The organism is Bacillus cereus group sp. Bce041 (assembly GCF_052646455.1).
The window spans coordinates 23,374-48,175 of record NZ_JBQXON010000017.1 but is presented as its reverse complement, the minus strand read 5'-3'; the positions used below and the strand labels follow the sequence as shown (position 1 = coordinate 48,175).

Sequence of the window (24,802 nt, the reverse complement as noted above, 5' to 3'; positions counted from 1 at the left end):
TATGAAAAGGGGAATGAGAATGGCGAATTATATAAAAGAATTACGTGAAAAAGTAGGACATGATTATGTTTTCTTAAACTTTGCCGGTGGTTGTGTATTTAATAAAGAAGGAGAAGTATTACTGCAAAAAAGAGGAGACTTTAACGCTTGGGGCTTTCCAGGTGGTGCAATGGAGATAGGAGAATCAGCTGCGGAAACTGCAATCCGGGAAATAAAAGAAGAAACCGGGTATGATGTAGAAATAAATGAGCTTATTGGAGTGTATACAAAATATTTTCAATCATATCCAAATGGAGACAAGGCCCAGTCAATTGTGATCTTCTTTTCATTCTCAATAGTTGGAGGTGACAAAAAAGTAGATGGTGATGAAACGTTGGATTTGAAGTTTTTCCCGTTAGACGACATGCCACCGTTATTTTGTAAACAACATGAAGATTGCTTGCAAGATTTATTGGAGAAAAGAGTAGGGGTATATCGTTAACATATAAAAAAGAAGCTAAATGAAGATTAGCTTCTTTTTTATGTTTTATTTATTTCCACCAATCATCAAACATTGACGCTGGTACTTGTCTTTTATGCTCACTCACTGTGTAACGTTTTTCAATTTTCTCTGCAACGTCAGCTGGAACTGCTTTACCTTCTAAATAATCATCTAATTGATCATAAGTAATACCTAACTCTGTTTCGTCAGCTTGACCTGGTTTTTCATCTAATAAATCAGCTGTTGGCATTTTTAAGTAAAGTCGCTCGTCTGCACCTAACTCTTGTAATAATGCACGTCCTTGGCGCTTCGTTAATCCCGTTAATGGTAATAAATCTGCACCACCATCTCCGAATTTTGTAAAGAACCCTGTTACAGCTTCTGCAGCGTGATCTGTTCCGATAACAAGTAACCCTTTTTGTCCACCAATTGCATATTGAGTAACCATACGGATACGTGCTTTCACGTTACCTTTATTAAAATCTGTTAATGACTCACCCAATAAGTTTTCATATTGATTTGAAAAAGCATCAACAGTTGAAGCAATATCAAATGCAACAGATTGATCTGCTTGAATGAATTGTAATGCTAATTGTGCATCATCTTCATCTTTTTGTACTTTATAAGGAAGACGCACGGCGATAAACGTTACATTACCACCTTCGTTACGAATTTCTTCAACTGCAAGTTGTGCTAAGCGTCCTGCTAATGTAGAGTCTTGGCCGCCGCTAATACCAAGTACAAATCCTTTTGCGCCTGTTTTTTTTACATAATCCTTTAAGAAATCAACTCGTTTACGAATTTCAACTTTTGGATCAATTACAGGCTGAACATGTAATGCTTTCATAATCTGTTCTTGTAATGTCATTATGTTTTCCTCCTATTCATATTAAAGCGGTAAATAAGTTTATATGTATAATGGTACATACTTCTATCCTTTATTATTTCGCAAAACTAACGAATATACAATAGGATGTGTGTATGAATATGAATGTAGTCATTATAAATAAAGTACTACGTATAAGCAATTTTTTTAAACCTTTCAAAAATGTAAGGTTTTTGTCATTTGAATCGATGGAAGGTATCTCCGCACTTTACTAATATAAAAACATAGATAGTAGAAGGGCGGAGAAGTAATATGAACATTAGAGAACTAGCATATCGGAATGTAACCCGAAATAGACGGACATACTCAGCCTATTTTTTGAGTAGTGCATTTGCAATTATGGCCTTTTTTGTGTATTCATTTTTTGCGTTTCATCCGGCATTAAGTGCAGGAGAATTAGGTCAGTACGTATTCGTAAGTATGTCTTTTGCACAGTCTATTATTTACTTATTTACATTCTTCTTTATTTTATATTCGATGGGAATGTTTTTAAAAACGAGAAAGCGTGAACTAGGAATTTTAATGATGCTAGGTATGACGAAATATCAATTAAAGCGTCTTATCTTTTTTGAAAATATTATGATTGGAATAGGGGCAATTATTTTTGGTATTCTTTCAGGTATGTTATTTTCAGGGGTATTACTATTTGTCGCTCCGATGATATTGAAACTAGATATCTCCTTATCCTATTACATACCGATGAAAGCAATTGTTGTAACGGGTATTATGTTTTTTATTTTATTTATGATCATATCATTGTTTAGTGCAGGAATGATTCGTAAAAATAAAATTATGAAGTTGTTTAGAGGATCAGCAGAGGCGAAACCGGAACCGAAAGCATCAATCATTTCTTCAATATTAGCAGTAGTATTGCTTAGTGCTGGCTATGTAGGAGCTCTTCTATCGCATGGCGCAATGGTATTTATTATGATGATTCCTGTTACAACGGTAGTTATTATTGGGACGTATTTGTTGTACAAGCAGCTGAGTGTCTTTATTATTCGATTATGTAAAAAAAGTAAACGTTTCTATTGGACACAGACTAATATTATTACGTTATCAGATTTAGCGTATCGCATGAGAGATAACGCAAGAATGTTCTTTATTGTAACCATTATTTCTACTGTAGCATTTTCCGCAATAGGGACATTAGTCGGCTTCGCATCCATGACGAAAGGGATAATGGAGAGACCAATTGCGTTTCATTACCATTCTAAGCAAGGGAATAGTAACGAATCACAACATATACAAATGATTGACAAAGGATTAAAGAAACATAATATAGCAGCTTCAAAAACTAATATTTCGACAAAGAAAACGGAGGAACAGTCGTTAAGAAGCGCCACTTTTATAAAAGAATCAGATTATAAGGAATATGCAAAGTTAACAGGAGAACCATTTAATACTGTAGCAAATAAAGAGGTTGTATTTTTGTCAGCTGATATACCAGGGCCAGCGATGAAAGAAAGAAAAGAAATTACTTTACCCAATATGAATGAAAGTTTAAAGGTGAAAAAAGTTACTTCATCTTCATTGGGGAAAATATTAAGAGGAAATGTTTATGTAATCTCTAATAATCGATATGATTCATTACAAGATGGATTTATAGAGACAAAAGATTATATGTATAAAACTGAAAGAACGAAAGATGAGATTGAAATTGGTAAAGAGCTTACTCATCAAATTAAACCGTATCAAGAACAGTCAACGTTTAGTGCGGAAGAGTACGAACAAAACCAAAGTTTACAAATTGCAGGACCGATTTTATTTGTAGGTTTCTTTATTGGTATAGTATTTTTCGTTTGCGCAGGAAGTTTCCTTTACTTCCGTTTATTCTCCGATTTGGAGGATGATGTTCGCTTGTTCGAAATGATTCGAAAAGTTGGATTGACGAGTAGGGAATTATCGAAGGTAGTTACAATTCGATTGGCGCTTTTATTCTTCGTTCCAATTGGTGTTGCAACATTACATGGGGCAGTAGCCTTAACGGCGTTAGGGCAAATGTTTGAGTACTCATTGTTTAAAGAAAATACAGTTGTATTAAGTATTTTCATAGGTATTCAAGTTGTATACTTCTTACTTATAAGATCCCGTTATGTAAAACAATTGAAAGAGAGATTACGTATGCATTAAATGTGTTTTTTTAACTCGAGTACAAAATTTTCTAAAAAGAGGCAAGTATTGCCAAAAAGTGATAAAATGGAAAAAGCGAGGTGAAAAAAATTAATAGAGAGAAAGGGGGGAGAAATATGAAAGCAACAGGAGTTATTCGAAAAGTAGACGAATTAGGACGAATTGTTATCCCTAAAGAATTACGCGATGTATTGGGAATACAAATCAAATCACCGCTTGAAATTTTTGTAGAAGCAGATAAAATCATTTTACAAAAATATCAACCTTACAATGCTTGCCAAATCACAGGTGATGTTTCAGAGCAGAACATATCATTAGCAAATGGAAATATTACTGTTGGGATAGAGGGAGCGGAATATTTAGTAAAAGAAATAGAAAAGTTTTTAAACAAGAGTGAGGTTTAGTCTTAATTTATATTATTTTTCAAATTACATATCATTCTTTTAAAAGACTGTAAGAGGACCATTAATTGGTCCTTTTATTTTGGTTATTAGTTGAATGACCCAGGCTGTTATTTCCTATAAATCATAGGGGAAATACAAAAGTAGTATAGAGTTAGTAAATGATGTTGAGAAATATTTGAAAAGAAGGAAAACAAAAAGAATAAAACGAATGTTACATTTACACGTATTCAAAAGTGGTCTGAAATGAAAATAATACATTTTCAGGAGGGATTACGATGAGTAGTACAGTGAATAAACAAAAAGGTATACAATTGATTCCATTTACCGTAAATAAGGTTGTAGAACAAGTAAATGAAATTCCACCAGGTGTACAACTGATTCACGCTCCGCAAGTATGGGGAAAGAGTGTGAAGGGGCAAGATGTAGTCGTTGCCGTATTAGATACAGGGTGTGATACTAATCATATAGATTTAAAAGATCGTATTATCGGCGGAAGAAATTTCACAAAAGATTATGAAGCTGATCCAAATGTGTATCTTGATAATAACGGACATGGTACTCATGTCGCGGGGACGATTGCAGCAACTGAAAATGGTGTCGGTGTATTAGGAGTTGCACCACTTGCTAAAATGTTAGTATTAAAAGTTTTAGCGGGAGATGGTTCTGGAAGTTACGAGCAAATTATTGAGGCAATTCATTATGCTGTAAATTGGAGAGGGCCGAATCAAGAGAAAGTGAGAATTATTTCAATGTCACTTGGTGGTCCGCAAGATGTTCCAGAATTACATGAAGCAATTCAAAATGCGGTAAAGCAGGATGTTCTCGTCGTATGTGCTGCTGGGAATAATGGAGATTGTAATGATAATACAGAGGAACTAGATTACCCAGGTGCTTACTCGGAAGTAATTGAAGTCGGCGCTGTCAATTTAGAACGGAAAATCACATGTTTTAGTAATTCAAATCAAGAAATTGATCTAGTAGCGCCAGGTGATGAAATATTATCTACGTATCCAGATGGGAAATATGCAGTGTTAAGTGGAACTTCCATGGCGACGCCGCATGTTGCTGGAGCGCTTGCCTTGCTCATTAAACAGTGTGAGAAAGAATACGGTCGAAAGTTATCAGAGCCGGAAATATATGCACAACTTATTAAAAGAACTGTACCTTTAGGGTATGAACGTACATCCGAAGGTAATGGATTATTAGATTTATTAAAAGAATAGAGAATACTAAAAAAACATTTCATATTCATATGAAATGTTTTTTTAGTATGGTTCTGTCGTATATAATACTTCCCTATTTAAAGAGTCTTATTTTTGTTGAATACTTTTTCTTTGTTTTATTTTTTGTGACAGGAATTTTGTTTGTATTAATGATGAGGCACTTACAAAACATATCTAGTGCAGCAAGAGGAACAGGAGCCGCGCTTGCAAATGCTTCTATGTATATTGGTCAAATGATTGGTGCGGCAATAGCAGGAATGTTATTTGCAGTATCTCACAATTTTATACTTATAGGTAGTTTTACTGCTTTACTATATATAGGAGCTTTATTTTTGTTTAGAAAAAGTGAAAAACTTACTGAAAGTAGTGAAACAGGAATTGCATCATAAAGCTTGTATAAATATTTCGCAAATCAGAATTAATAAGAGTGTGAATACATGAATGTGCTTTTAATTAAAGTAGTTACTAAAAGTATAGAAATAGTAGAAGAAATGTATTGTAACAAAGTTATGAGGAATCAAAAAATAAAAATCCCTATAAAGATAGGGATTTATATATCGGCATATAGTTCCTTGGAAAAGGATATACTTAGTTTAGCATATCGGACTACTTATATTTGTGAAATAGATGTGAAAGTAATGTGAAAAATGCCGAAGGAAAAAACTATTTAAATAGAGGGCAATTTAGATGGGGATATGGATTTTACATAAATGTTGTGTTATATTTCTACTTATCTGTTAATAATTACATATTTTAATTTTATTGGGGATAAAAGGGAGAGGTTTAAATGCAATGGTATTTGAAAGCTCTAAAGAATTATGGGAATTTTAGTGGTAGAGCTACGCGAAAAGAGTACTGGATTTTTAGTTTATCCAATATCGTAATTTTTTGGCTACTGTTATTTTTATCATCATTTTCAGAGGTGTTAGTTGCTATTATTGCGTTGCTATTTATGTTAGTAATGATTATACCAAGTTTTTCGGTTGGTGCACGACGATTACATGATATTGGGAAAACGGGATGGTGGCAACTATTAAATTTTGTACCGTTTGGTAGCGTTGTTTTACTTGTATTTTTTATCATTGAAAGTGAAGAAAATGACAATCAATACGGACCAAATCCGCATTCAGATTTAAAAGAAGCGATTTAATAAACTTATTTAGTTTGTAGCATTACTAGTTCAATTATTTTATCTATTATTAAAATGGTTTGCGTGGGCTAATATTATTAGGTTGATCTTTAGGTCTAGATGATTTTTGAAACTGTAAAAATGGAAAGATAAAGGCAGAGAGAATATAGCATGGAAAGAAAAAAAATCTAAATAAAAAGCACTGTTTTAGCTAATGTAGCTAAAACAGTGCTTTTCTCTTTGATTGAACAGTTGCAGCATTTTCATCATGTATACCTGCATCTTTAATAATTCGTTGTTTTGCTTTATTTAATAGATGGTTTACTGCTTCACCAAAATAGTTAGCTTCGCTTTTTGTGCGGGCTTCTCGTAAACATTTATAGTTTTCTAGCAGTTCCTCTTTTTCGGAGTTTGTTAAGAAATCTTCTATTTTCTTTTTTGTCATACGAAACACCCTTTCTCCTGACAAACGACGCAATAGAAAATATTTATTTCTCATTATAACAATAATTTTAAAAGAAAGTATACACTAACGTCGCAATAATTTGTCAATTTCTTGAATCTTCTCATCAGCTTTCCCAATTTGCGTATTTTTAGCCTGTTCGCCACCAAGAGCTTGATGTAGTAAAAAAGTTTGACCGGAAATAGCAGTTACAATGGATACTTTTATAATTTCTTTTATCGCGGTGACATCGAATAAAACGAGCCCAAGAAGTGCGGCTAGGCTACCAGTAAAAATATCAGTTAAAAATCCAAAATGAAAAAATGTTTTCAAACGGCGTGGAAGCAATAACTTACCTTGGTTATTGATTAGATGGGAAACGAAGCCGGTAATGCCACCAACGAGAACAGCGGTTAGCCATTGATACATTTCCATCGAATCCACTCCTTTTAGTGAATAAGATTCGATTATTTTATATTGATTCCTTTTAATATTTCATATAAGCATATTGAGAAAGTTTGTTTGGGTATATTTTGTATTCAATTTAATTATAACAGAAAATTTCGAAAGGTTTCAGTCTATTATATGAATCATTTTTACAATAATATGAATGCAGAAAGGGGTGCGTGATATGAAGATAGATTATCGAATAAGAAGTGTAGATGGTTATACAAAAACTATAGGGGAATTAGTAAGCATGCTGGAGCATACGAGGGCTGTAACATTAGGCGAAGTAAAAAATTTATCAGTTGAGCAATTAGATTTAATTATGCAGAGCAGCGGAAATTCAATTGGCGCCTTATTAAAGCATATAGCAGCTATTGAAAAAGTTCATCAGCTTATTTCATTTCAAAATCGTGACTTTACAAAAGAAGAATTAGAAATATGGGAAGATGCACTGTATTTAGGGGAAGCAGGTAGAGCGATCCGTGGTCATGAAATACAGTATTATGTACAACTTCTACAAAGTGTTCGAGAAGAATCTCTGAAGTATTTAAGTGAACAAAGTGATGAGTGGCTCATGTCAGAAAGAAAGTGGCCTAACGGTGTAATATATAACCAGCACTATCTTTGGTATCATGTGCTAGAAGATGAAATTAGTCACCGAGGACAAATTAGAATGCTCAAAAGAAAGTTGTTTGAAAATTACGTTAAATAATGTAGCTTTTTATAGGAGAATTCCATATAATGAGAGTAATTAAAAGAAGAACGGGGTGATGTATTATGGCGAAAATAACTTATATGAATAATAAACCAAATACAAAGGTGGATGGAAAGGGCGAGACTATATAAGTGAGCGCACGATCCTTCCGCTTAGCTTACACTAGGGAGGATATCAATTTGAATCAAAATATTTTAGAATCGTTCGGCTGGGATTCTTTTTTTGAGGAACAAGCTGTTGAGAACTTTGAAGTAGGACGAATTTTACTCGAGCATAAGCATATATATCGAATTATTTGTAATGATGGTGAGTATATGGCAGAACTGTCTGGGAAGTTTCGGCATGAAGCAGTTACGAAAGGCGATTATCCAGCAGTTGGTGATTGGGTGTATATAAAGAAAATAGAAGATGAAAAGAAAGCGATTATTCATCGTATTTTCCAGCGAAGAAGCTCTTTCTCAAGACAAGAGGCTGGAACAAGAACAGAAGAACAGATTATAGCAGCAAATGTAGATTATTTATTTTTAGTGAATGCACTTAATCATGATTTTAATGTTAGAAGGATGGAACGTTATTTATTATTAGCGTATGAAAGTGGCGCTATGCCAGTTATTGTTTTAACAAAGAGTAGTATATGTAATGATATAGAACAAAAAATTGTAGAAACGGAAGCTATAGCAATTGGTGTTCCTATTTTTGTTGTTGATAGTTTAGAGCATACAGGTATTGATTCGTTGAAACAATTCGTTTCTTCAGGGAAAACAATTGCTTTAGTTGGGTCATCAGGGGTAGGAAAGTCAACTTTGTTAAATGCGCTAATAGGAATTGAGGTAGCAAAAACGGGAGATATACGTGAGGAGGATAGTAGGGGAAGGCATACGACAACGCATCGAGAGTTATTTCAATTGCCAAGTGGCGCTCTCGTAATTGATACTCCCGGTATGAGGGAATTGCAACTTTGGGAAGGAAGCGAAGCGATTCAAACAACATTCTCTGATATTGAAGAACTTGCGACAACATGCCGTTTCCGTGATTGTAAGCATGAGAATGAACCAGGGTGCGCGGTGTATAGTGCAATTGAAAACGGACTTATTACGATAGATCGTTTGAAAAGCTATAAAAAATTACAAAGAGAACTGGCGTATTTTATAAGAAAACAAGATGCAATCCTTGCCAGAGCAGAGCGTGATAAGTGGAAAAAGCTTTCTAAACAACATAAAAAAATGTAAAAACCAAAGGGTGCCCCTTTGGTTTTTTCTATTTGTAAATTTTATAATAATATTATTTATATATATAGACAAAGGGAAATTAATTGTTTAAACTTTACAAAGTATTCATCATAATAGGTTATGAAAATAATAATTAGGGATTGGGAAATATTCATAATTAACTCAATTTAACTTTTAAATTTGAAAATTAGGAGGTTCATAATGGGTAAACTATTAAATTTGTTTCGTGATATGAAAGTAGCAAAAAAGCTATTAATTTCATTCTTTGTAATTTTAATTGCGGCTGTGTCTATTATCGGAGGCATGTCTTATCAAACAGCCAAAAAGAATTTTGAATCGCAAATTAAGAGTAGTGCCAACGACAATATAAAAATACTGGATAATTTAATCAATCAAATGATTGATGCAAAATTTAATGATGTGAATAATTTTGCACGGGTGATTCAGGGGAATATGTATCAAGGAGATAATCAGGATGAATTAAGAAAAATGTTATCTCAATATATAAATTTAAATAAAGATATTGAACAAGTATATGTTGCCGGAAATGATAAAAAATTTGTACAAGAACCAAATATACAAATGGCAGCAGACTATGATCCAACAGAGCGTTCTTGGTATAAAGATGCGGTTGCAAAACAAGGTGGTATTGTTGTTACTGAGCCATATAAGGCAAAAGGAAATGGACATATTGTCGTAACAATCGCAAAACAAACAGAAGATAAAAATGGAGTTGTTGCGCTAGATTTAAGTTTAGATAATTTATTAAAAACATCAAAGTTAATTAATATTGGTAAAAAAGGATATGCCTTCATTTTAGATGGAAAGCAAAAAATAATTGCTCATCCACAAGAAAAATCAGGGGAAAAAGCGGCTGATTCTTGGGCAAAGAAAATTTATGAAGATAATCACGGTGCTTTTTCATATTCTTATGGCGGTAGTGAAAAGAATATGGTATTTGCTACAAATGTAAAAACAGGTTGGAAAATTGGTGGGACGATGTACTCAAGTGAAGTAATTGAAGCTGCTCAACCTGTATTTTATAATATGTTAATTGTTATGCTTATCTCATTAGTAGTAGGCGGGGCACTTATTTATTTTGTAACACTTTCAATTACGAAGCCTTTAAAGAGATTAGTTGTTACCTCTAAAGAAATAAGCGAAGGGGATTTAACGCAAACAATTGAAATTCATTCTAATGATGAAATCGGCCAACTTGCTAAAGGCTTTAATGAGATGACGAATTCGTTACGGACGTTAATTGGAAGAATTAACGATTCAGCTGGGCATGTTGCAGCGGCATCAGAAGAGCTAACTGCAAGTGTAAGGCAAGCGAGTGAAGCGACTGAGCAAATCACAATCGCAATGGATGAAATATCAAGTGGGGCAACGACGCAAACAACAAGCGTAGAAAATGGCGCTATGTTACTGTTTGATGTAACGGAAGGAATTCAACATGTAGCAAATAGTTCATCATCTATTAATACGGCTTCTGCACATACTCGTGAAAAAGCAGAAGATGGTGGGAAACTAGTAGGAAGAACAGTAAACCAGATGCAGTCTATTGCAGAATCGGTTTCACAATCAGATGCAGTTATACAATTACTAAATAATAAATCAAAACAAATTGGTGATATTTTAGAAGTAATTCAAAATATTGCAGATCAAACAAACCTTCTAGCTCTAAATGCGGCGATTGAAGCCGCAAGAGCCGGTGAGCATGGAAGAGGTTTCGCAATTGTTGCAGATGAAGTGCGTAAATTGGCAGAGCAGTCTAGCGTATCTTCTAGTGAAATTAGTAAATTAATATGTGAAATACAAGATGATATGGGTAAGACAGTCAAATCTATGAATCATGTAAATGAGGAAGTTCAATCTGGACTTGTTATCGCAAATGAAACGAAGCAAAACTTTGCTGAAATCTTACAATCTACAAATGAAATAGCTAATCAAATTAAGACGATGGTTGAAACGGCTAATGGAATGTCAAAAGGGGCAAATGAAGTATCTATTTCGGTAGGACAAATTGCAATGACAGCACAAAATAATGCGACAAGCACACAAAATGTTGCGGCTTCAGCTGAAGAACAGCTAGCTTCGATGGAGGAAATTGGATCTGCAGCAGGCACGTTATCTCAAATGGCTGAAGAGTTGCAAGGACTAATTGACAGATTTAAAGTCTAATAGAGAACAGACTATCCCCTAGTAGCATTATGCCAATAGAGGGTAGTCTGTTTTATTGTGTAAAATCAAATGGAGATGTAAACTTCCTTTATGACGTTTAAAATGGTATTTTGCATAATGTTTGTCGAAAAATAGAGGTATTTGTTAGCTTTGTGTATAATTATTAACGTATAGAATACAAATAAAAGGAGAGTATTATGGGAGTGTATTGGGGGACAAAAAGACATTCTTGGCTTAGTTACGTCTCATTTTGGCTAAGTATTTCATTTTTTATTGTTTTTCTAATTGAAGTGTTTATATTAAAAACACTTTCGAATAGCTCGGTGCAAATTGTTAAATATTTTTATTTTATATTTGTACCAGTAAATATTTTTCTTAGTTTAAAGTTACTATTTAAGAAGAATGAAAAGAAAGCGTTACCTATTTTTAGTTTCATTGTCTCATTATTATTTGCAATTTTAATAATCGTATTAGTTTTAGCAGCTATAGGGAAGGTCTTTTGAGGGGAGTGGTATAAGTCACTCTCCTTTTTTATTTGTGGTAGTCTTACTATATATAAAAGTGTGAATGCTGTGAGCTAATAAAAGCAGAGAGTAGACAATATTTGCATGGATTAAAGTCTGTCGTTATTTGAACTTGTAAGAGTGTATGGAGTAATGAGGTAATATACATAATAATGGAGATAGAATTAGTTATTTTATAAGTATGTATGAAGCAAATGAATACGGTAAGAACGTTGATATATGGTACAATAGCTATGGATAGTGATAGAGATAAAGGGTATATAAAATACTCATCGTTTTTTAGTAAGAGAGGGGTTATCTTATGCTATACGAGGATTTGGAGACATTATTTCAAACAGCTCCGAAAGAAGATAGAGGCGGATGGAAATATATAATCCAAGAACAAAATAATACATTTAAAATTGTTGATGAAATACTGAAAAATCAAATGAGTGTCGAATTATATTTTAATGAATACGATGAGGTGAAAATCACTTTATATAAAGATGGAATTCCCATTACGACTATGCAAAGAATTGCGATTTCAAAAGTTGAATTAGACGAAGATGAAGAAGGTATTCAATTTGTTTTAGAGCGCATGCCTAGTCGAATGATTCGGTTGCAGTTAAAGCCATATTTAGCATTAGAAATGGGACCGTACTGGGAAGTATGTGATGATTGTGAATGAGCATAAAAAAGCATCCAATAACATGGATGCTTTTTTATGTTTTTTGAAGTTGTTTAAACGCAATGATTGGCAGTATAACAATACTTACCCATCCGATGATAGGATATAGAATGTGAAGTAAGTCACTGTAACCGATGTAGCTAAAGCAATAACTAATTAGTAAAATGAAGAAAATAATATTGTTATTTTTCCACCCAGTAATAGATTGCATCTGTTTTGTCATTCCGAACACATTACCAACTAAAGTTGTGAAAACTTCACCGAAAATAATGAGAACGAAAAAGAAGTGAAAAGTTGCATTAAATCTTCTTATGACTTCAGCCATTGGGATGTTATATTGGTAAAATTGATCGACTGATAAGATTGCTAAATGGCTGCATAATAAAATTAAAGAAAGTCCAGCACCACCCAAAATCCCACCCCAAAAAATAGCTTTTCGATCTCTTACTTCACTGGCTAATGGGACGAGAACACTTTGGGCGAGAGAAAGATTTAAGGCGACATATGTAATAGGGCTAGTAATCCATTTCATATTCCAGTTCTCTGCAGGAATAGTGTTATTAATGGAAGGTGTACCGTGAAAAAAGGTTGTAATAGCAAGTCCGATAATAAAAATCATCATAATAGGTACGACAAGTGTATTTACTTCAAAAACACCTTGTAATCCGCGGCTACTTATAATAAGACAAGCGATAACTGTAATAAGAATACCGAGTTGTCTTGGTAAGCGAAGTTGCTCTTCAAATACTGCACCAGCCCCTGATAACATAACGCTCGTTACGCCGAATAAAACGAGTAATAATAATGTGTTTACAACATTCCCAAATACATCCCCAAATAAATATTTGTTAAATTCTTGCGCTGAAAATGCCCCGATTTGTGATGAAAGTAACATCATCTTTGTGCCAAGCCAAATAAAAAAAAATCCACTTACACATATGCCAATTGTCCCGTATAATCCATTCACTGTGAAAAATTCAACAATTTCTCGTCCAGTAGCAAATCCAGCTCCAACGACAGTTCCGATATAAGTAGCGGCTACTTTCTTTGCTACTTGCCATTGTTGATTGTCCATGTTATCCCTCTTTCTACTATGATGAGCTTGATGTACTATTATGCATATGTATGAGCTTGGACAATTAGACGTATGAAGTGCTTGAAAAAATACATGAATTTAATGATATTAGGGAAGCATTAAAGGTGTTAAAACTTTGTTACATATAAGCCAATTGTTCGAAAGGAAAGGGAATGTATGGTAAAATGTAATTAGGTTATTAAAAGATAAACATTACAAAATGATAAGAGGAGTGATTGTATGAGTACGAAAACAAATGTTGTTGAAGTATTAAACAAGCAGGTAGCAAACTGGAATGTGTTATATGTTAAACTACATAATTATCACTGGTATGTGACAGGGCCACACTTCTTTACATTACATGAGAAATTTGAAGAGTTTTATAATGAGGCTGGAACGTATATTGATGAGTTAGCAGAACGTATTTTAGCTTTAGAAGGTAAACCATTAGCGACAATGAAAGAATATCTCGCAACATCTAGTGTCAGCGAAGGGACAAGCAAAGAATCTGCAGAAGAAATGGTGCAAACATTAGTGAATGATTATTCTGCACTTATTCAAGAATTAAAAGAAGGTATGGAAGTTGCAGGTGAAGCTGGCGATGAAACATCAGCTGACATGCTGTTAGCAATTCATACAACATTAGAACAGCATGTATGGATGCTAAGTGCATTCTTAAAATAACGATAAATATAATAGAAACCCATTGAAAAATTATTTCAATGGGTTTTTTTATGATTTTTCAGTTTTCTTTTATGCTATAATATAGTAAAAAGGAGGCGATGCGATGTTTCGCTTTTTCAGAACTGGAAAAGAAGAGCGGGAAATTACGAAAGATGAATTAGAACAAGCGATGGCTCAGTTTTTAGAAACGAATGCTAATATCGTTTATACAGTATTAGTAAATGAAGATTATACAGTAAATTATGATTTGTTAAAACCGTATTTACCTGCATTTCCAACAAATGATTTTCTCATAACGAAGGAAACGCTTGAGGTATTTGAACATACAGCAGAAAATTTAAGCCTAGTGAAAGAAATTGATGTCGTACAAAAAGCAGTAGACCAATACGTAACAGAAAAAGAAATGTTCCCAATTGTTGAAGGTAGCGAAGATCGCCTCATATGCGGAATGAAGCTAGGACCTTACTTAAATCGTAGCTTAAAAAGAGACTTATATATTTCAGAAAAACATTATTTAGTTTCAAGTAAACCAGATAGAAAAAAACAAAAGAGCGGGTAGATGTAATGAAAACAACAATACATATATTGTTGTCTTTTTTTGTTTGTTAAAATATTGATTTTTCAGTCTATTATTATTTATACTAAATGTATTGGACAGGGAAGAGTAACTATTAAGCATCATTTTGAGAATAAGGTATTGTTAGCGTGGGTTATACAAAGTGGTATAAAGATTCGCAAAAAATATTATAAAAGGTTTCGGGGGAATTGGTACATGAAAAATAGCATGACTTACATTCAATTATTAAATGAAACGTTACGTTGTTATGCAAATAAAGGAAGTTTTGAAGCGTACAATTATATAATGGAAAACGCTACAGGTGTAATAGGGAATGAGGCGCAAATATATAATTTTAAGTATGCACTCGCAAGTGCATCGGGACTTGAAAAAGAAGCATTACATTTAATGAGAGAGGCCATTATAGAAAAGGGATTCTGGTATGGAAATGAGTATTTAATTTCCGACGAAGATTTAAAATCACTACATAAATTTGAAGAATTTCATACAATGGTGCAATTATGTAAAGAAAGAGAAGAATTAGCACATAAAAAGGAAAGACCAGATTTGAAATATATATACAGCAAGAAAGAAGGAAATCTACTACTTACATTGCACGGTGACCAAGAAAATATTCAAATAGTAGAGCCATATTGGAAATCAGTTTTGACACAAGATTACACGTTAGCTTTACCACAGTCTTCACAAATTCAGTTTTCAGATGGATTTGTTTGGGATGATATAGAGAGAGGGAAAGAAGAATTAAAAGGGCATTACAATAAGTTTATAGAAAACCATACAGTAGAAAATGTAATCATTGGTGGTTTTTCTGCAGGGGCAAGAGTAGCTTTATATACGATTTTGCAAAAAGATATAGAGGTTGATGGTTTTGTTTTTATGGCACCATGGCTTCCCGAGATTGAAGAATGGGATGAGTTGCTAAGAGTGCTGCAGGATAAACATATAAAAGGATATATAGTATGCGGGGATCAAGATGAAGATTGTTTCGAATCCACGCAGCAATTTGTACAACTATTAAGAGAGAAGAATATAGAACATAAGTATAAAGTTGTGCCTGACTTAGATCATGATTATCCTATTAACTTTGAAGAGCTATTAAAAGAAGCTATTGAATATATAGGAAATGAAAACAATAAGTAGTAAGAAAAAGAGATGCATCATATGTGATGCATCTCTTTTTAGAATTATAAATTAAAAGCATTTGCTAATAAGCGATAAGACTTTAATTTATGTTCAAATTGATGAGTAATCGTGACAATCATAAATTCGTCAGTATTGTATGCTTTGCTTAAGTTTATTATTTTTTCTTTTACAGAAGACGGATCACCAACAATCATACGTTGACGATTTTCTTTTATACGGAATAAATCATAAGCGCTGTATGAATAATTTTGAGCAGTTTCAATAGAAGGTGTACCAGTAGTTCGTTTTCCTTGCTCTAATAATAAGATTGATAAATCTAAACTAGAAGCAATTTTTTCCGCTTCTTCATTTGTTTCTCCGCATATAACAAAAATGGCAACGATTGAATTAGGCTTATCTCCTAAAAATGAAGGCTGATATTGTTCTTGGTAAGCCCTCATAACTTCAGGGCCTCCGAAGCCATTAATAAATTGCGCAAATGCGAAAGAAGCTCCGTTGTTTGCAGCAATTTTAGCGCTCTCTCCGCTAGAACCGAGCATCCACATTTTAGGAGACGTTGGGATAACTGGAGTGGCTTTTAAGTTTGCATAGTGATGGTTTTCTGGTACTTGATCATGTAAGTACATTGCAACATCTGCAATTTGTTCTGGATATTGATCAAGTGAGACCATTTTCCCTTCTTGAAGTGCGCGAGTTGCTATTGGCATACCACCAGGAGCTCTACCAACACCGAGATCGATACGATTTGGATACAGTGCTTCTAAAACGCGGAAATTCTCAGCGACTTTATATGGGCTATAATGCGGTAACATAACACCACCTGAACCGACTCTAATACGGTCCGTTTTCGCGGCAATATGAGAAATAAGTATTTCTGGACTTGAACCAGCTAAGCTTACGGAATTATGATGTTCGGATACCCAAAAACGTGTGAATCCGAGTTTTTCAACTTCTTGTGCAAGCGTAACTGTATGTGAAAAAGCTTGGGCTGCTGTGCTACCATCTGAAATAGGTGATTGGTCTAATACACTTAACTTGATCATAGAATATACCTCTCAATCTTAATGTACATCCTATTATATATTTACTTATGAAAAATGCGTAGTGAAATGCTCAAAATGAAAAGTGGATAATCTTATTTCCGCTTTTAACGAGAAAATCCGCGTTCATAATGATTCATTTCGACCAGATTTAAAATATATTCATAGTTGTCAATTTCACATTTTAGCTGTTCACGTTCTTTTTCAGATAGTGTCATATTGCTAAGTTTTTTACATAAGTTTTGTTTCTTTAATTCTAAATGCTTTTTTGTAGCGTGATAATCATAAGTATGTTTCATTTTTTAGTCACTCCTTCGTTGCGGTTGTTATATTATACGAGGCATAAAGAAATATGAAATCTGTCTCTTATGTACTTTTAGTGAATATTCAAATTGCAATGGTGTTATGTTTATGGGGATCTATGAATAAAATGCACTAAACCACTAACGTCTATTTGATGAAGTAAGGGGTGGAATTGTGCAGAAAGATATAATGTATAACACTGAAATGGATGAAGCGTTAAAAGTTATAGATAAAGGATTGAAGAAGACGATAAGTCCAAAACAAATTATTATTGTGGGAGCTGGTATGGCTGGATTAGTTTCAGCATCTTTATTAAAGGCTGCAGGACATGATGTGAAAATTTTTGAAGCAAACAACCGGGTAGGTGGCCGTATAGAGACAGTTAGAATGGAAGATACCGGATTATATTTAGATGTTGGAGCAATGAGAATTCCGTATACACATACATTAACGATGGCATATATAAGAAAGTTTGGGCTACAGGTGAGTCCTTTTATTAATAGGAATGAGACGGATATTATCTATGTAAATGGACGGAAAACGACGTTGAAACAATATGAAAAGGATCCGAGTATTTTAAGGTATCCTGTGGAAATGAACGAAGTGGGAAAAACGTCTGAAGAACTATTGTTACTAGCAGTACAGCCGATAATAAATTTTATTAAAAGAAATCCAGAGAAAAATTGGGATGTTGTAGTGAAGGATTTTGGGAGATATTCCACAGGACAATTTTTGAAGTATCATCCTTATCAGTATAATACTTACTTTTCGCCAGTAACAATTGAGATGATCGGTGTTCTATTAGATCTAGAAGGTTTTTTAGAACGGTCGTTTGTAGAGACTTTACGCTTTCTATACATTATGCAAGAGGAGAGCGGATTTTGTGAAATTGTGGGCGGGAATGATAGATTACCAAAGTCATTTTTACCGCAATTAGAAGAAAATATTATATATAATCAAAAATTAATGAAGTTACATCAACACGATAATGGTGTGACAGCTTTCTATCGGAACGAGGAAACTTTTGAATATAGCAGTATTACAGGAGATTTAGTTATTGTTACCATTCCGTTTTCGACAATGCGTTTTGTAGAAGTAGATCCGTTTGATTCTATATCTCATGAAAAATGGAAAGCAATTCGTGAATTACATTATATGCCTGCGACGAAAATAGGAATTCAATTTAAAAGCCGATTTTGGGAAGAACAAGGACAATTAGGTGGCAGAATTATAACAGATTTGCCAATTCGTTATGCCTATTATCCAAGTTATGGAATTGGTGAGAAAGGACCGGCTATGATGTTAGGTAGCTATACATGGTCTTATGACGCATTGTTATGGGATGGTTTATCGAAAGGTGATCGTATTTATTACGCATTACACAACTTAGCAACAATATTAGGTGGTCAAGTGTATGATGAGTTTATATCTGGAATATCAAAAAGCTGGACATTGGATCCGTATGCGCTTGGAGGATTTGCACTTTTTCAAGCAGGTCAAGAATCTGAGCTGCAACCAGCGATTGTCAAACCAGAGGGGAGAATATTCTTCGCTGGAGATCATACAACGCTATATCACGGATGGATTCAAGGTGCGATTGAATCTGGAATTCGTGTAGCGGCGGAAGTGAATGAGTAAAAGGTTTTTAATTCAGAAAATTCTTTACTATATAACTTGAGATGGATATTATTATATATAAAAGAATTATGGGGAGTGTTTACAGTGAATCCGTTATTATTCGATTTTCCTTCTGAATTTTATACTGACAGGCTTTTTATTCGAATGCCGAAACCAGGAGATGGTAAAGTTGTATATGATGCAATTCAGGCTTCAATACAAGAACTGAAACCTTGGATGGTGTTTGCACAAAAAGAGCAAACAGAGCAAGAAATAGAAGAAAGTATTAGAAAATCACATATTCAATTTTTGCAACGTGAGGATTTAAGATTACTAGTATTTTCGAAAGAAACAGGTGAATTTATTGCTTCAGCCGGATTACATCGTATTAATTGGGATATACCTCAATTTGAAATCGGATATTGGATTGATACAAGGTTTAGCGGAAAAGGCTATATGGTAGAGGCTGCGAAAGGTATAACGGATTACGCTTTTTCTGAATTGAAAGCAAACCGTGTAGAAATTCGTTGTGATTCTTTAAATAAGAAGAGTAGAGCGATACCTGAGAAATTAGGCTTTAAGTTAGAAGGTACGTTAGAAAGTGCGAGTGTTGCGGTAGATGGAAATGGATTAAGGGATATGTGTGTATTTGCAATGACGAGAAATACATATAAAAAAGAAGAGCTGTAAAGAAACAGCTCTTCTTTTTGTGTATTATGGTACAGGATGTCCATTAGAGCTTTCGAAAATTGTAAACCATTGTTGACGATCTAAGTTAACGTTTGTAGCAAGAGCGGCCGTTTTTACGCGATCTAATTTACCAGAGCCAACGATTGGCATCATATTAGCTGGATGAGCAAGTAACCAAGCATACATAACCGTATCGATACTAGAAACACCTAGCTCAGTAGCAACTTTTTGCATAGTTTCGCGTACACGTACGGCACGTTCGGATTGACCAGTAAAAATTTCCCCACCAGCAAGAGGTGACCAAATCATTGGATTGATTCGTTTTTCTTGGCATAAATCAATTGTCCCTTTTTCAAAATGCTCAAGCTGCAATGCAGAAACTTCAATTTGGTTCGTAATAAGCGGGAAATCTAAGTACGAACTTAACATATTAAATTGTGAAGGTAAGAAGTTAGATACACCGAAGTGACGAACTTTTCCTTCTTGTTTTAATTGTGAAAAGGCTTTTGCCACTTCATTTGGATCCATAAAAGGATCGGGACGATGAATAAGTAATACGTCAATATAATCTGTATGTAAATTTTTAAGTGATGCTTCTACACTTTGCATAATATGCTCTGCACTAGTATTGTAGTGAGCCACATATCGCTCTGGAAATTTCGGTGATGGGGGAGCGATTCCACACTTTGTAATAATTTGCATGTTTTCTCGTAAGGAAGGCTTTAATTGTAAAGCTTCGCCAAATAACCCTTCACATGTATATGCGCCGTAAATATCAGCGTGATCAAAAGTAGTAATTCCCATATCCATACAATCTTCAATGAAAGAAAGTAATTCTTGTTTCGTCATATTCCATTCTGCTAAACGCCAAAATCCTTGAATAATACGAGAAAATTCTAGCGTTTCGGCCATTTGAACTCGTTCCATGATAAGTACCCCCTTGATGAATGATTATTATTTTGAAAAGGCTTTCTTACTACATATTATTATATAGTTAGAGGGGCGTACAAACAATAAATATGTTTTGCTATAAAAACGATTTTTTCTATCATGCCTTTCGAGAGGACTCCCACCTCTAAACGTAAATGAAGGTGGTGAGGTGAATCGAAAGAAATATTTTATTTTCAAGCAAAAAACAGAAACGTATGTTCCGTTTTTGCTATAATATCCTTAACAGGAGGTGAATAAAATGACAAAGGAAAATCCATCAAACTATAAAACTCTTCAAATCTGGATTAAAAAAGGGCATCGTATGTATTCTTATTTTCAAGAATGTTGTCATAACGCTAAGAACATGTACAACACCACAAACTTTTATATACGCCAGGTGTACACTGGATTAACGCAAGAAAAAGAGTTGCAGCCTTTGCAAAAAGAAGTTCTGGATCATATTCATAAAAATATTGGTAAGATGAATGACACACAACGTCTTGCCTATCAGAAGAAATTGGAAAAAGAGAAATTAAAGCCTAAAGAAGAACAGAAAGAGATTACATGTAATTTGTTTTCAGAACCTAATTTTGAAAAACCTTATGTAGATTACAACTTTCTAGATGCACTATTTAAGGCTATGATTCAAAATGATTATCGAGCTTTGCCTACGCAATGTAGCCAGTCAATCATGAAAGGTTTGTTCCAAAATTGGAAATCTTTTTTTGCTAGTTTAAAAGACTATAAAAAGAATCCAAACAAATATGCTGGACCGCCTAGAATTCTAAAGTATATTCGTTCTTCTGAAAAAGAGATTCTGTATACAAACCAAGATTGCATCATTAAAAACGATAGATTTTTAAAGTTTCCAAAGACGAAATTGCAATTAAATATTGGGAAACTAGGTTTCACTGAGGGTAAACTGAAACAAGTTCGTGTGATTCCAAAATACAATGAATATGTAGTGGAATTGGTAATTGATGTTCCTTCTGAACAACAAATGATTGAAGAGAATGCTCGTTATATGAGTATTGATTTAGGGATTGATAACCTTGCAACCATCGTAACAAACACAGGTATGAAACCTGTCCTTGTTAAGGGCAAACATGTCAAAAGCATAAATCAATATTACAACAAAATGAAGAGTCATTTTACAAGCGTTCTTAGAAATGGAAAACAAATAGAGCGCGGCATATATCGTTCAGCAAATAAAACTTTAATTCATGCAGATGTAAATGCTGCGGCTAACATTTTACGAAAGGTAATCCCAAATGCATGGACAAATGGGATAGAGGGGTTAGGCGTGAAACAGCTCGCTAATGTGTTAACTCCCCTGACGTTAATCGTCCGTTAGGTCGAAACGTTAGAAACCCCCACTTCAAGATTTGCTAAGTGGGGGGGTGTTCATATGCTATAATGTAGAAACATATAGCTAGAAGGAGATGTACGAAATGATTCCAGTAACAATATTAACTGGTTTTCTTGGATCTGGGAAAACGACATTATTAAATCGTATTTTATCAGAAAATCACGGTAAGAAATTAGCGGTGATTGTAAATGAAATAGGGCAAATTGGCATTGATAATCAGTTGATTATGAATGTGGAAGAAGAAATTATGGAAATGACAAATGGCTGTTTATGCTGTACTGTACGTGAAGATTTACTCGTTGCTTTAAAACAGTTACTGGACGTAAAAGCGGAAGGGAAAATGGATTTTGATGGTTTAGTAATTGAAACGACTGGCCTTGCAAATCCAGGCCCGATTATTCAAACATTCTTTTTAGATCCAGTCATTCAATCTGCTTACCAAATTAACGGTGTTGTAACGGTAGTAGATAGTTATCATATACATAAACATTTTGAAAAAGGATTAGAAGCAAAAGAGCAAATTGCGTTTGCTGATGTCGTTTTAGTAAATAAATTAGATTTAATTGAAGAGAATGAGAAAGAAAATCTCTTGCATGAAATTCAAGGAATTAACCCGACTGCAAAGTTAATTGAGGCGACTAACTGTGAGGTAGATATACCATCTTTATTACAAATCCAAACGTTTAAAACGAAAGATACGTTGCAAATTTACCCTCATAAAGAACATAACCACTTAGAAGGTGTGAAATCATTTGTATTACGTGAAGAACGTCCGCTGGATTTACAAAAGCTTAATGAGTGGATGTCAGCTGTCGTTCAAGAGCTAGGGGAATATTTATATCGTTACAAAGGAATTTTATCGATAGATGGAGTAGATAAACGTATCGTTTTCCAAGGTGTACATACGTTATTTGCTGCTTCGTACGATAGAGAGTGGCAAGAGGGAGAAGAGCGAGTAAGTGAAGTAGTTTTTATCGGAAGAGATATTAATAAAGAGTGGTTCCAAGAACATTTCGAGGAGTGTGTGAAATAAGTCTGCGTAAATTGTAGGCTTATTTTTTATGAGCACTCTATTAGATTGTAAAACAGAATTAAATAAGGGAAAGAAACTAAAAATTGATAACTGTATAATAAAAAGCCTGTTTTCACAGGCTTGTATTTTCGTCTATTAGTAACTCCATTACAACACCTACAACTGGACCTTCATCATCAATATCCCCATTTAAGCGGAAACCAAATGATTCATACAGTCCCATTGCAAGTTTGTTGTCTGGATGTAAACTTAAGTAAATTATTTTACATTCAAATTTTTCTTGTAAGAATTGAATGAGTAATCGAAGGAAACGTTTTGCGTATCCTTTTCCTTGATATTGTTGGTCAATCATAAAGCGATCGAGCCATACACTTTTATGTTTTACTGAATACCATCCATACATTGCGTATCCTACAAGTGTTTCGCCATCATATAAACCTACTGACGTTCCGTTTCCTTCATATAATGATTCTGCTAAAGAAAACGCGTTACTTTCAATAAATTGTTGCTGATCTTTTGCGACGTCTAAAGCAACTACTGAACGCCAATTTTTTGCTGTTACTTCACAAATGTGAAGATTCATAATTCCAACTCACCTTCTAAATTAATATAGCTTTCAAGCTAATATGGATAATTTTACTTGTTATTTTGGTCAAGTCAAGGATAAATACATAAAAAGGCAGCTGAATAACAGATTCAGCTGCCTAGAAAATATAATGGATTAGTTTGTTGCTTCTTTCAATGTATTTACGTTTTCTTCCATTAAAGTGAAGTAATCTTTATTATTTTTTGCATCATCTTCAGAAATAGTAGCTAAGTGATTTAAGCGTAAAACTTTTGTACCAGTTTCTTTTTGAATTACGGATGCTACTTTTGGAGTAGAGAACGTTTCGAATAAAATATATTTTAGATTATGTTCTTTTACTGTTTTTGTAATGTCAGCAAGCTGCTTTTGAGATGGTTCATCAGAAGCTGAAATTCCAGCGATAGGAATTTGTTTTAGGCCGTATCGTTGTTCCCAGTAACCATAGGCAGCATGAGAAACTAAAATTTCTTTCGTTTTTGCGTTCGCTACAGCTGCCTTAAATCCATCGTCTAAATCAGTAAATTTAGTTTGAAGTGCTGCAAAGTTTTTTTCGAATTCTTTTTTATGTTCAGGTTGTAATTCTACAAGTGCATTTTTAATTTTTTCTGCTTGTTTCATTGCTAGAGTAGGATCTAACCAAACATGTGGGTCTTTATCGTGATGATGTTCATCTTCTTTATGGCCATCTCCATGATCATGATGCTCTTCTTCAGTAGAAGCACGAAGCTCAATACCTTTAGATGCATTTACAATTTTAACATTTTCTTTTTGTAATGTTTTTTCCATTTTTTCAGCAAATGGTTCTAATTCAGCGCCGTTATAAACAAATAAATCGGCTTTTGCAACTTGTACTGTTTGTTTTTGACTTGGTTCAAATGTATGTGAATCTGCACCAGGTGGGTAAATTGCTTCAACATTTACATAGTCGCCACCAATTTTCTTTGCGAAATCAGCAAGTGGGAAAATCGTTGTATAAACTGTTAGCTTTCCATCTTTCTTGGCATTACTTTCTTTTTTATTTGAGCAGCCAGCGAAAATTAAGGTAAAAATAAGTAAGAATGAAAATATAGTCAATCTTTTAGGCATGAAGTTCTCCTCTTTTCTTTTTTACGGATATATTTTCCCCAATTATAGAAGAAAAATATCATTTTAATACAAAACGGAATAATTACGTTTTAGTTTGCGAACTTAGTATAATACATCTTTAATAAAGTTGCAATAAATAATAATCATTCCGATTTGTTTTTGTTATAAAGTTGTCAAATATAGGTGTATTATTTTTGCAAATGCA

General features: G+C 33.9%; 27 protein-coding genes and 2 pseudogenes. 20 read left to right on the top strand and 9 right to left on the bottom strand.

Annotated elements, in window-relative coordinates; translation table 11 throughout:
- The first annotated feature begins 19 nt into the window (after positions 1–19).
- Positions 20–481 (top strand): NUDIX domain-containing protein, encoded by a 462-nt coding sequence (locus tag ACUN13_RS28220; RefSeq protein ID WP_025690296.1) that lies wholly within the window; start codon positions 20–22, stop codon positions 479–481.
- A 49-nt stretch (positions 482–530) separates the two neighbouring features.
- Here ACUN13_RS28220 and nadE read toward each other — a convergent pair whose 3' ends face one another.
- Positions 531–1,349, bottom strand: a complete 819-nt coding sequence (gene nadE / locus ACUN13_RS28215; RefSeq protein ID WP_000174904.1) for an ammonia-dependent NAD(+) synthetase — start codon at positions 1,347–1,349, stop codon at positions 531–533.
- 270 nt (positions 1,350–1,619) lie between these two features.
- On the opposite strand from nadE, the gene ACUN13_RS28210 reads away from it, so the two are divergent.
- From ACUN13_RS28210 to ACUN13_RS28185, 6 genes and pseudogenes are all read left to right on the top strand, one after another.
- Positions 1,620–3,500, top strand: a complete 1,881-nt coding sequence (locus ACUN13_RS28210) for an FtsX-like permease family protein (RefSeq protein ID WP_025690299.1) — start codon at positions 1,620–1,622, stop codon at positions 3,498–3,500.
- Positions 3,501–3,616: 116 nt separating this feature from the next.
- The gene (locus ACUN13_RS28205; protein ID WP_000648324.1) at positions 3,617–3,904 is read left to right on the top strand and encodes an AbrB/MazE/SpoVT family DNA-binding domain-containing protein; all 288 of its coding nucleotides are present in this window, start codon (positions 3,617–3,619) and stop codon (positions 3,902–3,904) included.
- 275 nt (positions 3,905–4,179) lie between these two features.
- Entirely contained in the window at positions 4,180–5,127 is a 948-nt protein-coding gene (locus tag ACUN13_RS28200) for a serine protease (RefSeq protein WP_000099761.1), read from the top strand.
- 41 nt (positions 5,128–5,168) lie between these two features.
- Positions 5,169–5,516, top strand: a pseudogene (locus ACUN13_RS28195) (MFS transporter); the annotation flags it as partial.
- A 48-nt stretch (positions 5,517–5,564) separates the two neighbouring features.
- Positions 5,565–5,771 (top strand): hypothetical protein, encoded by a 207-nt coding sequence (locus ACUN13_RS28190; protein ID WP_001101741.1) that lies wholly within the window; start codon positions 5,565–5,567, stop codon positions 5,769–5,771.
- Between the two features lie 143 nt (positions 5,772–5,914).
- The gene (locus ACUN13_RS28185; RefSeq protein ID WP_001198796.1) at positions 5,915–6,277 is read left to right on the top strand and encodes a DUF805 domain-containing protein; all 363 of its coding nucleotides are present in this window, start codon (positions 5,915–5,917) and stop codon (positions 6,275–6,277) included.
- Positions 6,278–6,476: 199 nt separating this feature from the next.
- On the opposite strand, the gene ACUN13_RS28180 is transcribed toward ACUN13_RS28185, so the two are convergent.
- Both ACUN13_RS28180 and ACUN13_RS28175 read right to left on the bottom strand, forming a co-directional pair.
- Positions 6,477–6,701 (bottom strand): hypothetical protein, encoded by a 225-nt coding sequence (locus tag ACUN13_RS28180; RefSeq protein WP_000162602.1) that lies wholly within the window; start codon positions 6,699–6,701, stop codon positions 6,477–6,479.
- 84 nt (positions 6,702–6,785) lie between these two features.
- On the bottom strand, positions 6,786–7,133 hold the full coding sequence (locus ACUN13_RS28175; protein ID WP_000426317.1) for a DUF4257 domain-containing protein: 348 nt from the start codon (positions 7,131–7,133) through the stop codon (positions 6,786–6,788).
- Positions 7,134–7,329: 196 nt separating this feature from the next.
- On the opposite strand from ACUN13_RS28175, the gene ACUN13_RS28170 reads away from it, so the two are divergent.
- The 6 genes and pseudogenes from ACUN13_RS28170 (at position 7,330) to ACUN13_RS28145 (ending at position 12,464) form a co-directional block, all read left to right on the top strand.
- Complete coding sequence (locus ACUN13_RS28170; protein WP_000687342.1) at positions 7,330–7,857, top strand: DinB family protein; 528 nt, start codon at positions 7,330–7,332, stop codon at positions 7,855–7,857.
- 182 nt (positions 7,858–8,039) lie between these two features.
- A complete protein-coding gene (rsgA, locus tag ACUN13_RS28165; RefSeq protein WP_001073050.1) occupies positions 8,040–9,089 on the top strand; it encodes a ribosome small subunit-dependent GTPase A in 1,050 nt (349 codons plus the stop codon).
- A 201-nt stretch (positions 9,090–9,290) separates the two neighbouring features.
- Positions 9,291–10,331 (top strand): annotated as a pseudogene (locus ACUN13_RS28160) (HAMP domain-containing protein); the annotation flags it as partial.
- On the top strand, positions 10,326–11,273 hold the full coding sequence (locus ACUN13_RS28155) for a methyl-accepting chemotaxis protein (RefSeq protein ID WP_406566133.1): 948 nt from the start codon (positions 10,326–10,328) through the stop codon (positions 11,271–11,273). The pseudogene ACUN13_RS28160 and the gene ACUN13_RS28155, both read left to right, overlap by 6 nt.
- Positions 11,274–11,470: 197 nt before the next feature.
- Positions 11,471–11,776: a hypothetical protein gene (locus tag ACUN13_RS28150; protein WP_000539569.1), complete on the top strand. Its 306-nt coding sequence runs from the start codon at positions 11,471–11,473 to the stop codon at positions 11,774–11,776.
- Between the two features lie 322 nt (positions 11,777–12,098).
- Positions 12,099–12,464, top strand: coding sequence for a DUF3979 family protein (locus ACUN13_RS28145; protein ID WP_000965068.1), 366 nt, complete (start codon positions 12,099–12,101; stop codon positions 12,462–12,464).
- 34 nt (positions 12,465–12,498) lie between these two features.
- Here ACUN13_RS28145 and ACUN13_RS28140 read toward each other — a convergent pair whose 3' ends face one another.
- The gene (locus ACUN13_RS28140; RefSeq protein ID WP_000370205.1) at positions 12,499–13,539 is read right to left on the bottom strand and encodes a YkvI family membrane protein; all 1,041 of its coding nucleotides are present in this window, start codon (positions 13,537–13,539) and stop codon (positions 12,499–12,501) included.
- Between the two features lie 240 nt (positions 13,540–13,779).
- Here ACUN13_RS28140 and ACUN13_RS28135 point away from each other — a divergent pair, with 240 nt between their 5' ends.
- The 3 genes from ACUN13_RS28135 (at position 13,780) to ACUN13_RS28125 (ending at position 15,940) form a co-directional block, all read left to right on the top strand.
- Complete coding sequence (locus ACUN13_RS28135; protein WP_000105199.1) at positions 13,780–14,223, top strand: Dps family protein; 444 nt, start codon at positions 13,780–13,782, stop codon at positions 14,221–14,223.
- Between the two features lie 103 nt (positions 14,224–14,326).
- Positions 14,327–14,782: a DUF3939 domain-containing protein gene (locus ACUN13_RS28130; protein WP_000488210.1), complete on the top strand. Its 456-nt coding sequence runs from the start codon at positions 14,327–14,329 to the stop codon at positions 14,780–14,782.
- A 213-nt stretch (positions 14,783–14,995) separates the two neighbouring features.
- The gene (locus ACUN13_RS28125) at positions 14,996–15,940 is read left to right on the top strand and encodes an alpha/beta hydrolase (RefSeq protein WP_025687608.1); all 945 of its coding nucleotides are present in this window, start codon (positions 14,996–14,998) and stop codon (positions 15,938–15,940) included.
- A 44-nt stretch (positions 15,941–15,984) separates the two neighbouring features.
- On the opposite strand, the gene ACUN13_RS28120 is transcribed toward ACUN13_RS28125, so the two are convergent.
- Both ACUN13_RS28120 and ACUN13_RS28115 read right to left on the bottom strand, forming a co-directional pair.
- Entirely contained in the window at positions 15,985–16,986 is a 1,002-nt protein-coding gene (locus ACUN13_RS28120; protein WP_025687609.1) for an MsnO8 family LLM class oxidoreductase, read from the bottom strand.
- Between the two features lie 104 nt (positions 16,987–17,090).
- On the bottom strand, positions 17,091–17,282 hold the full coding sequence (locus tag ACUN13_RS28115; RefSeq protein WP_000683366.1) for a DUF3896 domain-containing protein: 192 nt from the start codon (positions 17,280–17,282) through the stop codon (positions 17,091–17,093).
- Between the two features lie 178 nt (positions 17,283–17,460).
- Between ACUN13_RS28115 and ACUN13_RS28110 the strand changes: the two genes are divergently transcribed.
- The gene (locus ACUN13_RS28110; protein WP_025687611.1) at positions 17,461–18,924 is read left to right on the top strand and encodes a flavin monoamine oxidase family protein; all 1,464 of its coding nucleotides are present in this window, start codon (positions 17,461–17,463) and stop codon (positions 18,922–18,924) included.
- A gap of 84 nt (positions 18,925–19,008) precedes the next feature.
- Complete coding sequence (locus ACUN13_RS28105; protein WP_001068745.1) at positions 19,009–19,593, top strand: GNAT family N-acetyltransferase; 585 nt, start codon at positions 19,009–19,011, stop codon at positions 19,591–19,593.
- Positions 19,594–19,617: 24 nt separating this feature from the next.
- Here the strand turns inward: ACUN13_RS28105 and ACUN13_RS28100 are convergent, their stop codons facing one another.
- Positions 19,618–20,520 carry an aldo/keto reductase gene (locus tag ACUN13_RS28100; protein ID WP_025687612.1) on the bottom strand — a complete coding sequence of 301 codons (903 nt, stop codon included), beginning with the start codon at positions 20,518–20,520 and terminating at the stop codon, positions 19,618–19,620.
- A 262-nt stretch (positions 20,521–20,782) separates the two neighbouring features.
- Between ACUN13_RS28100 and ACUN13_RS28095 the strand changes: the two genes are divergently transcribed.
- Together ACUN13_RS28095 and ACUN13_RS28090 are read left to right on the top strand one after the other, a co-directional pair.
- The gene (locus tag ACUN13_RS28095) at positions 20,783–21,877 is read left to right on the top strand and encodes a transposase (RefSeq protein WP_342761759.1); all 1,095 of its coding nucleotides are present in this window, start codon (positions 20,783–20,785) and stop codon (positions 21,875–21,877) included.
- 97 nt (positions 21,878–21,974) lie between these two features.
- The gene (locus ACUN13_RS28090; protein WP_000613422.1) at positions 21,975–22,925 is read left to right on the top strand and encodes a CobW family GTP-binding protein; all 951 of its coding nucleotides are present in this window, start codon (positions 21,975–21,977) and stop codon (positions 22,923–22,925) included.
- Positions 22,926–23,037: 112 nt separating this feature from the next.
- Here ACUN13_RS28090 and ACUN13_RS28085 read toward each other — a convergent pair whose 3' ends face one another.
- Positions 23,038–23,508 (bottom strand): GNAT family N-acetyltransferase, encoded by a 471-nt coding sequence (locus ACUN13_RS28085; protein WP_001048677.1) that lies wholly within the window; start codon positions 23,506–23,508, stop codon positions 23,038–23,040.
- Positions 23,509–23,646: 138 nt separating this feature from the next.
- Positions 23,647–24,597 carry a metal ABC transporter substrate-binding protein gene (locus ACUN13_RS28080; protein ID WP_001126148.1) on the bottom strand — a complete coding sequence of 317 codons (951 nt, stop codon included), beginning with the start codon at positions 24,595–24,597 and terminating at the stop codon, positions 23,647–23,649.
- Between the last annotated feature and the right edge of the window lie 205 nt (positions 24,598–24,802).

What these genes read in the sequence shown, in the direction of transcription:
- nadE (WP_000174904.1), bottom strand. Translation starts at nt 1,349, where the DNA reads ATGACATTACAAGAACAGATTATGAAAGCATTACATGTTCAGCCTGTA.
- ACUN13_RS28185 (WP_001198796.1), top strand. Translation starts at nt 5,915, where the DNA reads ATGCAATGGTATTTGAAAGCTCTAAAGAATTATGGGAATTTTAGTGGT.
- ACUN13_RS28150 (WP_000539569.1), top strand. Translation starts at nt 11,471, where the DNA reads ATGGGAGTGTATTGGGGGACAAAAAGACATTCTTGGCTTAGTTACGTC.
- ACUN13_RS28100 (WP_025687612.1), bottom strand. Translation starts at nt 20,520, where the DNA reads ATGGAACGAGTTCAAATGGCCGAAACGCTAGAATTTTCTCGTATTATT.
- ACUN13_RS28145 (WP_000965068.1), top strand. Translation starts at nt 12,099, where the DNA reads ATGCTATACGAGGATTTGGAGACATTATTTCAAACAGCTCCGAAAGAA.
- ACUN13_RS28170 (WP_000687342.1), top strand. Translation starts at nt 7,330, where the DNA reads ATGAAGATAGATTATCGAATAAGAAGTGTAGATGGTTATACAAAAACT.
- ACUN13_RS28120 (WP_025687609.1), bottom strand. Translation starts at nt 16,986, where the DNA reads ATGATCAAGTTAAGTGTATTAGACCAATCACCTATTTCAGATGGTAGC.
- ACUN13_RS28130 (WP_000488210.1), top strand. Translation starts at nt 14,327, where the DNA reads ATGTTTCGCTTTTTCAGAACTGGAAAAGAAGAGCGGGAAATTACGAAA.
- ACUN13_RS28115 (WP_000683366.1), bottom strand. Translation starts at nt 17,282, where the DNA reads ATGAAACATACTTATGATTATCACGCTACAAAAAAGCATTTAGAATTA.
- ACUN13_RS28210 (WP_025690299.1), top strand. Translation starts at nt 1,620, where the DNA reads ATGAACATTAGAGAACTAGCATATCGGAATGTAACCCGAAATAGACGG.
- ACUN13_RS28095 (WP_342761759.1), top strand. Translation starts at nt 20,783, where the DNA reads ATGACAAAGGAAAATCCATCAAACTATAAAACTCTTCAAATCTGGATT.
- ACUN13_RS28205 (WP_000648324.1), top strand. Translation starts at nt 3,617, where the DNA reads ATGAAAGCAACAGGAGTTATTCGAAAAGTAGACGAATTAGGACGAATT.
- ACUN13_RS28140 (WP_000370205.1), bottom strand. Translation starts at nt 13,539, where the DNA reads ATGGACAATCAACAATGGCAAGTAGCAAAGAAAGTAGCCGCTACTTAT.
- ACUN13_RS28220 (WP_025690296.1), top strand. Translation starts at nt 20, where the DNA reads ATGGCGAATTATATAAAAGAATTACGTGAAAAAGTAGGACATGATTAT.
- ACUN13_RS28080 (WP_001126148.1), bottom strand. Translation starts at nt 24,597, where the DNA reads ATGCCTAAAAGATTGACTATATTTTCATTCTTACTTATTTTTACCTTA.
- ACUN13_RS28180 (WP_000162602.1), bottom strand. Translation starts at nt 6,701, where the DNA reads ATGACAAAAAAGAAAATAGAAGATTTCTTAACAAACTCCGAAAAAGAG.
- ACUN13_RS28135 (WP_000105199.1), top strand. Translation starts at nt 13,780, where the DNA reads ATGAGTACGAAAACAAATGTTGTTGAAGTATTAAACAAGCAGGTAGCA.
- ACUN13_RS28155 (WP_406566133.1), top strand. Translation starts at nt 10,326, where the DNA reads ATGACGAATTCGTTACGGACGTTAATTGGAAGAATTAACGATTCAGCT.
- ACUN13_RS28090 (WP_000613422.1), top strand. Translation starts at nt 21,975, where the DNA reads ATGATTCCAGTAACAATATTAACTGGTTTTCTTGGATCTGGGAAAACG.
- ACUN13_RS28085 (WP_001048677.1), bottom strand. Translation starts at nt 23,508, where the DNA reads ATGAATCTTCACATTTGTGAAGTAACAGCAAAAAATTGGCGTTCAGTA.
- ACUN13_RS28175 (WP_000426317.1), bottom strand. Translation starts at nt 7,133, where the DNA reads ATGGAAATGTATCAATGGCTAACCGCTGTTCTCGTTGGTGGCATTACC.
- ACUN13_RS28200 (WP_000099761.1), top strand. Translation starts at nt 4,180, where the DNA reads ATGAGTAGTACAGTGAATAAACAAAAAGGTATACAATTGATTCCATTT.
- ACUN13_RS28190 (WP_001101741.1), top strand. Translation starts at nt 5,565, where the DNA reads ATGAATGTGCTTTTAATTAAAGTAGTTACTAAAAGTATAGAAATAGTA.
- ACUN13_RS28125 (WP_025687608.1), top strand. Translation starts at nt 14,996, where the DNA reads ATGAAAAATAGCATGACTTACATTCAATTATTAAATGAAACGTTACGT.